Genomic DNA, 12546 nt, shown 5'->3' with positions numbered 1-12546 from the left:
ATGGATTTCAGAAGAATAACTATAACTATTGCCGGAAGAAACTATCCACTGAATGTGCCAGCAGCCGAGGAAGAAACTCTGAGGAAAGTTGGTAAGCAGGTAGAAAGTATGATTAAGGACTTCGAAGCCAGTTTCGATGTGAGGGACAAACAAGATGCACTCGCAATGTGCGTTTTGAAACTCGGGACCAATGCAGAAGTATATTCTTTAAACAATGAGAAAAATATTAAAAATACAAACGAGCGCGTAGTGAAAATCAACGCACTCCTGAACCAATTGGAAAAATAATTATTTTTCTGAATTGACAAGCTACCTACAATAGTTCTAACACAAAGAAGTAAACTCAACAATTAAAAATTACCGGACGAAAGTTCACTTGATGGCGTGCTGCCTTGCGCAGATTACAGAGAGTGAAAATCAGTTCAAATCGTGTTTTTATGGAGTTTACTCTATATCTGAACTGTTGTAGGTTTTTTTTATGTACGATGTACAAAGTAAAATGTATAAAGAATTAAGATTAAAATAAAGAAAGTCAACGTACATTGTACATTATACTTTTTTACAAAACAAAAGAGACAATTTAAAACTCAATATATATAAATTTTATGGACACAATTACCATTATTATCGGTGTTGTTGCACTTATCATAGGCGCAGTTGCAGGACTTATCTTCGGAAAAAGTTCTCTGAATACAAAAGCGCAGTTTGTGGTAGAGGATGCTAAAAAAACAGCCGAAAACATTATAGAAAAAGCCAATGTACAAGCCGAAGCTGTAAAAAAAGAAAAACACCTTCAGGCAAAAGAAAAGTTTTTGGAACTGAAATCTCAGCACGATTCTGACATACAATCTCGCGAGAGAAAAATGCAGGAAGCTGAAAAACGCACCAAAGACAAAGAAAACAAACTGAACGACGAGCTTAGCAAAGCCGGAAAACTTGAAAAAGACCTTGAAAGACAAGTTGGCGATTACAACAAAAAACTAGAAGTTGTTCAGAAAAAACAACAAGATCTAGAAGTTGCAACGGCTCAAAAAGTAGAAATGTTGGAAAAAATATCCAACTATTCTGCCGAAGAAGCTAAGACAGAATTGGTAGAATCTTTGAAAGCAGAAGCGAAAACCAAAGCATCCGCACACGTTCAAAGCATTATGGAAGAAGCGCAATTGAATGCGAAAAACGAAGCCAGAAAAATCGTTATCCAAACCATCCAAAGAATCGGAACAGAGCAAGCTGTTGAAAACTCGGTGTCTGTATTTAATATCGAATCCGACGAGATCAAAGGTAGAATCATCGGACGTGAAGGTAGAAATATCCGTGCATTGGAAGCTGCAACTGGAGTAGAAATCATTGTTGATGATACGCCGGAAGCTATTCTTCTTTCTTGTTTCGATCCTGTGAGAAGAGAGATTGCAAGATTGTCCCTTCACAGATTGGTGACGGATGGTAGAATCCACCCAGCTAGAATTGAAGAAGTGGTTGAAAAAACAAGAAAACAAATTGAGGAAGAAATCATTGAAGTTGGTAAGAGAACTATCATCGATCTTGGAATCCACGGTCTTCACCCAGAATTGGTAAAAGTGGTTGGTAGAATGAAGTTCCGTTCTTCTTACGGTCAAAATCTTCTTCAACACTCAAGAGAAGTTGCGAACATCGCAGCAACTATGGCCGCAGAATTAGGATTAAATGTAAAATTAGCGAAACGTGCTGGTTTACTACACGATATCGGGAAAGTTCCAGAGCAGGAATCAGAATTGCCACACGCACTTCTTGGAATGCAATGGGCAGAAAAATATGGCGAAAATGCAGAAGTAATCAATGCCATCGGTGCTCACCACGACGAGATCGAAATGACATCTCTCCTATCTCCAATCATCCAGGTTGCCGATGCAATCTCAGGTGCAAGACCAGGTGCAAGAAGACAAGTTTTGGAATCTTACATCCAAAGATTGAAAGATTTGGAAGCAGCCGCTTTGAGTTTTGACGGCGTTTCCAGCGCTTACGCAATCCAAGCTGGTAGAGAACTTAGAGTAATGGTAGAAAGCGGAAAAGTGAATGACGAAAATGCACACCAACTATCTTACGACATCTCTGAGAAGATTCAAAACGAATTGACTTACCCTGGACAAGTAAGAGTAACTGTTATCAGAGAAACAAGATCTGTGAATATCGCGAGATAATTTTCAGTTTGATATAATAATGAAAGGCTTCCAGATTTTGGAAGCCTTTTGTTTTGTTTAAAATTTTGGTGGCTCTGGAAGTTTCTCTTGCAACAAATCTTTCGAAAATTCAATTGAATCTATCGGTTTAAATTTCTTATACTTTAATCTTTCCAGCATTTCAAAAATAAAAATTTGTTTTTCATTCAAATACTCGGGATAGAAAGTCAATTTTTCCTGAGCATTTGTGAATTGAAATTTTATTTGAAATGCCGTTTCATCTGGAATAGGATTAAATACTTCTACCTTATCTCTTGAAAAATTATTGAACACTAAAGCTTGATATTCCATAAAATCAACTTTTGAAATTGATTTATAGTAACTATACTTTCCGCTATGATAATCATAGTTATCCGGATTAACATCCATTATCTCTTTACAAAAATAAATGTAGTTATCTGACTTAATTTTAACCCCAAATCTTTCTTTGCGACGATCCATTTCACGTCCACTTGTAAGTTCTATATATTGAATTTCATCTTTAGAGCAAGAGAAAAGTAAAATTAGAATCAGAAATAAAATTGAGAATTTTGACTTCATAATTACTTCTAATAAAAAAAAACTTACTCCACTCCCACAGAATCATCTCCTCGCCCATCTGCAACGGCGTGAACGGTTTTATTATCATCAATCAAAATCATTTCTGTTCTTCCGATTTGTTTGACTCTTTCAAATTTGTAATTCATTTTTTCCAAAGCTTTGATGGTTGTCTCAGGAAAATTATTTTCAACTTTAATCGTTTCAGGCAACCATTGGTGGTGGAATTTCGGAGCGTTGACAGAGAAATTCGTATTTTGCTTAAAATCAATCGCGCCAACAATTGCTTGAAAAACTGACGTTGGAATTGTAGTTCCACCAGGCGTTCCAACTACGATTTTCACTTTGTTATCTTTCAAAACCAAAGTCGGCGTCATAGAAGAAAGCATTCTTTTTCCTGGCTCAATTTTGTTCGCTTCTCCGCCAACTGCGCCGAACATATTGGGAACGCCAGGTTTGATTGAAAAATCGTCCATTTCGTTATTCAAGAAAAATCCAGCGCCGGAAACTACAGTTTTGCTTCCGTAGAGTCCATTCAAAGTTGTGGTCACAGAAACCGCATTTCCGAACTTATCAAAAATAGAAACCTGCGTTGTTTCGGTACTTTCCTTTTGATTTGGATTAATGATATTCCCAACGTCTTTGCTTGGCGTCGCCAATTTTGGGTTGTAAGATTTCCAACGGGTTTTCAAATATTCATCGGAGGTTAGCATTGCAGTTTTGTCTTGAATAAAATCTGGGTCGCCCATATATTCTGCTCTATCGGCAAAGGCTCTTCTCTCTGCTTCAACCATAATCTGAACCGCCTCAGTCGAATTTTGCTGATATTTTGAAAGGTCTTCATAAGCAGACATTTTCAGCATTTGCGCCAACAAAACGCCACCACTGGAAGGGAAAGGCATCGAGACAATCTGATGACCTTTGTAGTCGAAAACAAGTGGTTTTCTTTCTTTCGTTTTGTAATTTTTAAGATCTTGAGATTGTACAATTCCGTTTCCAAGTTTCATTTCAGCAAGAATCAAATCTGCTGTTTTTCCTTGATAAAATTCCTTCTCACCACCTTTCTGAATCCGTTTTAAAGTCTCCGCCAATTCTTTCTGAATCAACAAATCTCCAATTTTCCAATCTGCATCTTTCACAAAAACCGTTTTGTTCTTGTTATTTTTGAGGAAATCTGCTTTGTGGGAATTCAACAATCCGGCTTCTTGCTCTGTAATCGCAAAACCTTTATCAGCCAAATCAATCGCTGGTTCTATTAATTTTGAGAAAGGCAATTTTGCATATTTCATAGTTTCGAAAATCCCCGAAATACTTCCCGGAACGCCAACCGCCAATCGTCCGTTTTGAGAAAGATCTACGTTTGCATTGCCTTCTTTGTCCCAATACATATCGAAAGAAGCTTTGGAAGGCGCAGTTTCCCGATAATCTAAAGCGATTTTTTTCCCTTCCGCAGTCGTCGCCACCAGAAATCCACCACCTCCGATATTTCCGGCTTGAGGATAGACAACCGCCAAAGCCAACTGTGTCGCAATCACTGCATCAAACGCATTTCCGCCTTGTCTTAGGATTTTTGCACCGGCTTCACTCGCCAACGGGTGTGCAGAAACCACGACGCCCTTGTTCTTTACTTTGACTTCTTTTATGATGTTAATGTCTGTATATTGTGCAGAAACCGTTATGGATAAAAGGAAACTTGTGTATAGTATTTTTTTCATTGTCTTAATAGTATAATTTAAATCCCAAATTTGAAAAATGATGAAAAACTTTGTCAAAGATTTGGAACTTTGACAAAGTTAGATACTAATCAATAATGATTGGCAATTGCTCCAATAATCCGGCGAGATTATCTTTTGCAAATTTGGTTTTTTTGAGTTGATTTTTATTCGGATCGATGGAAAAATTGATGGCATTTTTGAGATTTGCATTGTCTAAAATCGTTCGATCAAAAACAGCATTTGTCAAATCCGATTGATCAAAAAATGAATTTGAAAGATTCGCTTCTGCAAAATCAGCTTCTTTCAAACTGCAATTTTTAAACGTTGTTTTTCTGATATCCAATTGATAAAACGAAGAATGATTGAGCAGACAATCCTCAAATTTGAAAGATATATTGAAGGAATGCGCCTCGTCAAAATTAAGCCCAATCATTTTACAATTTTTGAAAACCACTTCTCGGAAAGCAGTTCGATGGATTTTTGCATTGCTTAAATCACAATCTTTGAAATCACAATCAGAGAATTTGAAATCTGATAAATCTTGACCGGCAAAGTTGCACTCGGTGAAAATACAGTTTTCATAATCCGCTTTTTCAATTTTGATTTTTGTGAATTTTTGGTCAGAGAAATAGTTCATTGGTCTGGAAAATAGAAATTAATGTTTTTGTTGATTTTGGTTTTGAAGCGAATTGTAAAAGTCCTATTTTAGACCTTTCGAAAAAACAGATAAATTTACTGAATAGTTTGATGAAGCCGAAATTCTTAAATGGAAAATTCTAAAAAAGTTTTAATCGTCACATATTATTGGCCTCCAGCTGGCGGACCTGGCGTACAACGTTGGTTGAAGTTTGCAAAATATTTGCCGGAATTTGGTTGGGAACCAATTATTTACACGCCGGAAAATCCGAGTTATCCTTTGGTGGATGAGACTTTGACAAAAGAAGTTCCAAAAAATCTGAAAATCGTGAAAACCAATATTTGGGAACCTTATCAGATTGCTGAGAAATTCAGTAAGAGCAATAAGAAATTTAAAGGTGGACAGTTTGATGTTGGTAAGAATCAATCTTTTATTTCTAAACTTTCAATTTTCATCAGAGGAAATTTTTTCATTCCGGATGCAAGGAAATTTTGGATAAAACCTTCGATTAAATTTTTAAAAAAATATTTAACTGAAAATCAGATTAATACAATTGTCACAACTGGTCCGCCTCACAGTTTGCATCTGATTGGACTTGGACTGAAAAAGGAATTACCTAATCTAAAATGGATTGCCGACTTCCGCGATCCGTGGACAGAAATTTCTTATTACAAACATTTAAAACTCACCTCAAGCTCTGACAAAAAACACAGACAGCTTGAAAAATCTGTTTTCGAAAATGCCGATTTGACTTTGGCAACAAGTTACACGGATGCAGAAAATTTCAGGAAAAATGGAGCGAATGCTTTTTGTGTGACGAATGGGTTTGATGAAAATGTTGAATCGTTAAATCGTAAAATTGTAAAAAATGATATTGAGAATTCGATTTTACAAATCCACGATTCTGCAAAATTCACATTAAGTTATGTTGGCATTTTGGAACAATTGAGAAATCCCGAAAATCTTTGGAAATCGTTGAAGGAACTTTGCGAAAAACAACCAGATTTTGCTAATGATTTTGAATTGAAATTTGTCGGACGAATTGATGATAAAATTTTGAATAATATTGAAAATTCTGTTCTTAAAAATAATATCAAGAATCTTGGTTATTTGGCGCACGACGAATCTGTGAAAGAAATGGAAAATTCTGATTTGCTATTGATTACTAATTTTCCCAATGAAAGTTCGAATGGCATTATTCCAGGAAAATTGTTTGAATATCTGGCGACAGGAAAACAGATTATTTCATTCGGTCCGAAAGATGCGGATGTGGAAACCATACTTGATAAAACGAAAGCCGGTAAACATTTCGATTATTCGGAAAGTGGGGAAATCTCTGATTTTATTTTGTCACTTTATAACGATTGGAAATCTGGAAAATCGATAGAGAATTCTGCGAATATTAATGAATTCAGTCGGAAAGAATTGACTCAGAAATTGGCTCAGCTTCTAACGGATTTGAAACGATAATTGGATGACAAAAAGTTGTACTTTGCGAAGCGCGTGAGGGATGGTAGTGGAAATCCTTTTTATTTTTTTTGTTGAAAATTATATTTGGAAAACCAAAGTTCTAAAAAATAAAAAGATTGTAATGGACAGCCCGACCCGAGCATTGGCCTTAGCGCTGGAGAGGGGCACGCCCAAAAAAATATGCAAATCTTGGATTGTTGGCACAAAATTTTCTACTCTCTTTACAAATCAGTTTATTAACTACAAAAAATTACAAAAATGGGAAATAAAACAAATGGCCTATTGGCATTGTTAGGAGTTGGCGCTTTGGCGTGGTGGAAATACAAAAAATCTTCTCCGGAAGATCAACAAAAGGTGAAAGATACCTTCAACACTGCAAAGGAAAATCTGACGAAATTCGGAAATGACCTGAAGGACAAAGCAAATCAAACAGCAGACCAGCTGAAAGATAGAGCGACTGAAACAGCTGACCAATTCAAAAACAAAGCTGAAGAAGTGAAAACAGACGTTCAAAACGCTACCCACTAAAATTATTTTGTGGTCAATTGCCACAATTTTTTAAGTAAAATATTAAGGCTTGGATTTTATAATCTGAGCCTTTCTTGAAACTAAATTCCAGTTTTCAATCCGAAAATCAGTCCGATGAAAAATTTCGCAGAACTCATCAACGCCCTCGAGAGCACCAATAAAACCAATGCTAAAATCGATGCCATCATCGATTATCTTGAGCGTGCACCGGATGACGATAAATTGTGGTTTATCGCCTTGTTTACGGGTAAGAGACCAAAGCGAAATATCAACACTAATTATATGAAAGAATGGGCGTTGGAGATTATCCAATTGCCTTTTTGGCTGTTTCAGGAAAGTTATTCTTCGGTTGGAGATTTGGGCGAGACGATTTCTTTGATTCTCCCGCCACCAACGGAAAAAATCGAAAAAACTTTGTCTGAATGGATGACGGAAATTATTGGTTTAAAAACAAAAACCGAAGCCGAGAAAAAAGAATTTGTTCTCAACTCTTGGAATGGTTTGGATTATACAGAACGGTTGATTTTCAATAAATTACTGGGCGGAAGTTTCAGAATTGGGGTATCATCTAAGACTTTAATTAATTCTCTGACTAAATTTTCCGGACAGGAAGCGAGCACGCTGATGCACAGTCTGATGGGAAAATGGCAACCGGATGAAGTCTCGTTTCAGGAACTGATTTCGGCTGAAAATATCAATCCCGACAATTCAAAACCCTACCCTTTTTGTCTGGCTTATCCTTTGGAAAAAGATTTGGAAGAACTCGGTAATCCCGATGAATGGCTGATTGAATACAAGTGGGACGGAATTCGTGGACAAATTATCAGAAGAAACGATGAAGTTTTCATCTGGTCGCGTGGAGAAGAATTGGTGACAGAACAGTTTCCTGAAATTGCAGAAGTGGTTCAGAATATGAAAGGAAATTTCGTTATTGATGGAGAAATACTTGCGGTAAAGGAAGGTAACGTTTTAAATTTTAATGAATTACAGAAACGATTAAACCGTAAAACTTTAACCAAAAAAATGCTTGCAGAAATTCCAATTGAAGTTTTTGCTTACGATATTTTAGAGCTTGAAGGAACCGATTTAAGGGAAAAACCAATCTCTGCAAGAAGAGCAATGTTGGAAGAATTACTGCTGAATGAAGCGCCTGAAAAAATTAAAATTTCTCAGGCGATTGATTTTGATGATTGGAGCAGATTGGATTTAATCAGAGAAAATTCAAGGGAAATTAACAGCGAAGGTCTGATGCTGAAACAGAAAAATTCCCATTATCATTCCGGAAGAAAAAAAGGCGATTGGTGGAAATGGAAAATCAGTCCGCTGACGATTGATGCGGTTTTGATTTACGCTCAGAAAGGAAGCGGCCGACGAAGTGCCTACTATACCGATTACAGTTTTGCTGTGAAAAGTGGCGATAAACTGGTAACCATTGCCAAAGCCTATTCAGGATTGACCGACAAAGAAATAATGGAAGTCAGCAAGTTTGTGAATAAAAATGCGATTGAAAAATTTGGACCTGTTCGAACCGTGAAACCTGAATTGGTTTTCGAAATTGCCTTTGAAGGAATTGGTTTCAGCAACCGTCACAAAAGCGGTGTTGCATTGCGTTTCCCAAGAATTTTAAGATGGCGAAAAGATAAAAAAGTGGATGAAATTGATGATATTGAAGAGATTAAGAAATTGATACAGTAAAAAATATCAACCACAAAAGTCACAAAAGTTTTTGTAATTGTTTTGATTAATGAAAATCAGAAGTTCAAAAAAGCTTATACAAAGGGCTTTTTTGAACTTTTAAAAGTATTAATTAAAGCTTTTCTTTTGTGACTTTTGTGGTAAAAAATATGAAGTGGAAATAAGTATCTCCTTTAATGAACTATAAAAAATTATAATTAAAGCCTTTCTTTTATAACTTTTTTGGTAAGAATATTATTTGGTAAAAAAATGGAGACTTACCTTTTTTGAACTTTAAGAAAGTCATACATAAAACTCATCTTTTGTGACTTTTGTGGTAAAAATATTATGTGGTAAAAAAAATGAGCAACTACGAAAATACCGAAGGCTTTAAAATCATTCAGAATTGGATGATGGAAAAAGGCAATTCTCCATTCAAATTTCAAGTGGATACTTGGCAGAAATTCGGGAATGGCTACAGTGGAATGGTTGTGGCTCCCACGGGTTTTGGGAAAACTTTTTCGGTATTTTTAGCTTTGATTTCAGATTTCCTGACTTATCCTGACAAGTATAAAAATGGACTGAAAATGATTTGGATTACGCCACTTCGTTCACTCGCAAAAGATATCGCAAAAGCAATGCAGGAAGCGATTGACGAGATTGGATTGGATTGGACAGTTGGCGTCAGAAACGGCGATACCGACCCAAAAGTCCGTCAGCAGCAGGTAAAAAATATGCCTGAAATTTTGGTAGTGACGCCCGAAAGTCTGCACCTGCTTTTAGGACAGAAAAATCATCAGCGGTTTTTTACGGATATGCATTGCGTGGCGGTGGATGAGTGGCACGAATTATTAGGCTCAAAACGTGGTGTGATGCTTGAATTGGGCATTTCGCAGCTCGTACATTATGTTCCAAAAGTAAAGATATGGGGAATTACAGCGACCATCGGAAATTTGGAGGAAGCGATGGATGTTTTGATTCCTTTTGATATTAAAAAGACGAAAATCACAGCTAAAGAACAGAAGAAAATCGAAATTCTATCTGTTTTTCCTGATGAAGTTGAACTGTTGCCGTGGGCAGGGCATCTCGGACAGAAATTAGCCGATAAAGTCGTTCCGATTATTCTGGAATCTAAATCGACAATTGTTTTTACAAATACCCGAAGTCAGAGCGAAATGTGGTATCAGCTTTTGCTCAACGCCTACCCAGATTTTGCCGGACAAATCGCTATTCACCACAGTTCGATTGATGCGCATCTGAGAATCTGGATTGAGGAAAATTTAAGTTCGGGAAAACTGAAAGCGGTTGTTTCCACATCATCTTTGGACTTGGGAATTGATTTTAAACCTGTTGACACAGTCATTCAAATCGGCTCTGCCAAAGGTGTTGCGAGATTTTTGCAACGTGCGGGACGAAGCGGCCACTCCCCTTTTGAAACTTCAAAAATCTTCTGTGTTCCGACGCATTCTTTGGAATTAATTGAAGTTGCAGCGTTGAAGGAAGCTGTAAAACAGAAAGTCATTGAGCCTCGTGAACCTTTGGTTTTATGTTTTGATGTTTTGGTTCAATTCTTAATGACTTTGGCGGTTGGCGACGGATTTTTCCCTGCTGAAGTTTATGAAAGAATTAAAAAAGTCTACACATTTCAGGAAATCAGAGATGAAGAATGGAAAGGGGTGATTGATTTTCTCACGATTGGCGGAAGTGCATTGAAAAGCTATGAAGAATATCATAAAGTCGTCGTGATGGAAGATGGACTGCACAAAGTCACTTCCCGAAAAATCGCGGTGTTGCACCGGATGAATATGGGCGCAATCGTAAGCGATGCAATGCTGAAAGTGAAATTTATTTCCGGCGGTTACATTGGAATGGTGGAGGAATATTTTATTTCGAGGCTGAAAAAAGAAGAAAAATTTATTTTGGCTGGTCGGGTTCTGGAAGTGGCAATGATTAAGGATATGACGGTTTTCGTGAGGGCTTCAAAAGGTAAAGCTCAGGCTCCGAGTTATTTGGGTGGAAGATTGCCTTTGAGTTCAAATTTAGGGCATTTTTTAAGAGAGAAACTGTCCGGAGCACTTAACCCAAAGGCTTCTGAGAAAGAATTGAAGTTTCTGCATCCGCTTTTAGCCAATCAGGAGAAGCGCTCTCACATTCCGAGAGAGGATGAATTTTTAGTTGAATTAATTAAAAACCGTGAAGGCTATCACTTATTTATGTATCCATTTGAAGGACGTTTGGTGCACGAAGTAATGGCTGCATTAATTGCTTACCGAATTTCAAAACTTGCTCCGATTTCTTTTTCAATGGCGATGAATGACTATGGTTTTGAACTTTTTAGTGATAAAGAAATTCCGCTGAATGAAGATAATTTAGCTAAAATTCTGACCAGAGATAATCTGATGGTCGATGTGATTTCGAGTATTAATTCGGCAGAAATGGCGAGACGTAAATTCAGAGATATTGCAGTAATTTCAGGAATGGTGGTACAGAATTTTCCGGGACAGCAACGTTCTAATAAATCACTTCAAAGTTCTGCCGGATTGATTTTTAAAGTGTTGGAAGATTACGATCCAAATCATTTTCTTGTAAGACAGGCTTACACGGAGGTTTTTAATATGCAATTGCAGGAGCAAAGATTAGTTGAAGCTTTTAAAAGAATTGAAAAATCGAAGTTTATTTTAAAATTTTCAGATAAATTTACGCCTTTAAGTTTTCCTATTAAAGTTGACAGTTTGAGACAGACTTTGACGAGTGAAAATCTGGATGCGAGAATTCAGAAATTAATTAAGCAATCCGGAAGAAATATTAAGGACGAATAAAAACTTCCATCTTCCAACCTTATTATGAATATAGCAACCAAAGACATTACGATACACAATGAAATTTTCACGCTCACCAACCAACGTGCATTATTTTGGGAAAAGGAAAAAGCCTTGATTTTCTCTGATTTACACATCGGTAAAACAGCCCATTTCAGGAAAAACGGAATTGCTTTGGCAAATCATATTATGAAAAATGATTTGGAACGGTTATCTATTTTAATTGAAAATTTTCAGCCCGAAAAATTCATTATCGTGGGCGATTTATTGCACGCAGGAAATAATTCTGATGTGGATGAATTTTGTGCTTGGCAAAATCAATATCCAGATATCAAGTTCTGTTTGGTGGAAGGAAATCACGATAAAATTTCCAAAACTTTAGAAAAGAAATTATGTTTAGATTCTAGAAGTGCTTCTTTAGAAATCGATGATATCGCTTTTGTTCACGACTTTGACCGTTCGAATTCTAAGTTTCAGATTACAGGACACATTCATCCTGGCTTTGTCATCAATTCGCCTGTGAAACGGATAAAACTGCCTTGTTTTGCTCAGACTTCCAAGCAATTATTGTTGCCGGCTTTCAGTGAATTTACAGGATTGGACACGAAAAATATTCCTAAAAAAGGAACTTACTTTGTATTCACAGATTCTGAAATCTATGAAATCTAATTCTTCTTTTTGAAGATAAAGCAGCAAATCAATAAGGTTAAATTGACCAAGACTGAAAATCCATTGGATAAAATAATCGGTAATTCGTTTTTCAAGATTCCGTACCAAACCCAGAGCGAAAGTCCGGAAATCAAGACTAAAAGCATCAAGATAGAAATATCTTCTGCGTTTTTTTCTTTTAAAACTTTGATGAGTTGAGGCATCATGGCTACGGATGTCAAACCGCCTGCTATTAATCCTAATACATTTTCATCCATATTTTTATTAATCCAATCAACCAA

11 protein-coding genes are annotated in these 12546 nt (G+C 36.6%); 7 read left to right on the top strand and 4 right to left on the bottom strand.

Annotated features, from left to right (window positions below; genetic code table 11):
* Both B0I22_RS03455 and rny read left to right on the top strand, forming a co-directional pair.
* Complete coding sequence (locus tag B0I22_RS03455) at positions 1 to 288, top strand: cell division protein ZapA (RefSeq protein ID WP_133943264.1); 288 nt, start codon at positions 1 to 3, stop codon at positions 286 to 288.
* 317 nt (positions 289 to 605) lie between these two features.
* Complete coding sequence (gene rny, locus B0I22_RS03450) at positions 606 to 2177, top strand: ribonuclease Y (RefSeq protein WP_133943263.1); 1572 nt, start codon at positions 606 to 608, stop codon at positions 2175 to 2177.
* A 57-nt stretch (positions 2178 to 2234) separates the two neighbouring features.
* Here the strand turns inward: rny and B0I22_RS03445 are convergent, their stop codons facing one another.
* From B0I22_RS03445 to B0I22_RS03435, 3 genes are all read right to left on the bottom strand, one after another.
* Positions 2235 to 2756: a hypothetical protein gene (locus B0I22_RS03445; RefSeq protein ID WP_133943262.1), complete on the bottom strand. Its 522-nt coding sequence runs from the start codon at positions 2754 to 2756 to the stop codon at positions 2235 to 2237.
* Positions 2757 to 2779: 23 nt separating this feature from the next.
* Positions 2780 to 4468 (bottom strand): gamma-glutamyltransferase, encoded by a 1689-nt coding sequence (gene ggt / locus B0I22_RS03440; RefSeq protein ID WP_133943261.1) that lies wholly within the window; start codon positions 4466 to 4468, stop codon positions 2780 to 2782.
* 85 nt (positions 4469 to 4553) lie between these two features.
* Positions 4554 to 5105, bottom strand: a complete 552-nt coding sequence (locus B0I22_RS03435) for a pentapeptide repeat-containing protein (protein ID WP_133943260.1) — start codon at positions 5103 to 5105, stop codon at positions 4554 to 4556.
* 129 nt (positions 5106 to 5234) lie between these two features.
* Here B0I22_RS03435 and B0I22_RS03430 point away from each other — a divergent pair, with 129 nt between their 5' ends.
* The 5 genes from B0I22_RS03430 to pdeM all read left to right on the top strand — a co-directional run bounded on the left by B0I22_RS03430 (position 5235) and on the right by pdeM (position 12265).
* Positions 5235 to 6575 (top strand): glycosyltransferase family protein, encoded by a 1341-nt coding sequence (locus B0I22_RS03430; RefSeq protein WP_133943259.1) that lies wholly within the window; start codon positions 5235 to 5237, stop codon positions 6573 to 6575.
* 258 nt (positions 6576 to 6833) lie between these two features.
* Complete coding sequence (locus B0I22_RS03425) at positions 6834 to 7103, top strand: YtxH domain-containing protein (RefSeq protein ID WP_133943258.1); 270 nt, start codon at positions 6834 to 6836, stop codon at positions 7101 to 7103.
* Positions 7104 to 7217: 114 nt separating this feature from the next.
* Positions 7218 to 8798 (top strand): ATP-dependent DNA ligase, encoded by a 1581-nt coding sequence (locus B0I22_RS03420; protein ID WP_133943257.1) that lies wholly within the window; start codon positions 7218 to 7220, stop codon positions 8796 to 8798.
* Between the two features lie 341 nt (positions 8799 to 9139).
* A complete protein-coding gene (locus B0I22_RS03415) occupies positions 9140 to 11596 on the top strand; it encodes a ligase-associated DNA damage response DEXH box helicase (protein WP_133943256.1) in 2457 nt (818 codons plus the stop codon).
* A gap of 24 nt (positions 11597 to 11620) precedes the next feature.
* Positions 11621 to 12265 (top strand): ligase-associated DNA damage response endonuclease PdeM, encoded by a 645-nt coding sequence (gene pdeM, locus B0I22_RS03410; RefSeq protein WP_133943255.1) that lies wholly within the window; start codon positions 11621 to 11623, stop codon positions 12263 to 12265.
* On the opposite strand, the gene B0I22_RS03405 is transcribed toward pdeM, so the two are convergent.
* Positions 12262 to 12522, bottom strand: a complete 261-nt coding sequence (locus B0I22_RS03405) for a SemiSWEET transporter (RefSeq protein ID WP_133943254.1) — start codon at positions 12520 to 12522, stop codon at positions 12262 to 12264. The two genes, pdeM and B0I22_RS03405, sit on opposite strands and share 4 nt — an antisense overlap.
* Positions 12523 to 12546 lie beyond the last annotated feature (24 nt).

The sequence above is a fragment of the Epilithonimonas xixisoli genome, assembly GCF_004365655.1.
GTDB classification, from domain to species: Bacteria; Bacteroidota; Bacteroidia; order Flavobacteriales; family Weeksellaceae; genus Epilithonimonas; species Epilithonimonas xixisoli.
The sequence above is the reverse complement of the archived record's forward strand: the minus strand, read 5'-3'. Positions and strand labels throughout refer to the sequence as shown.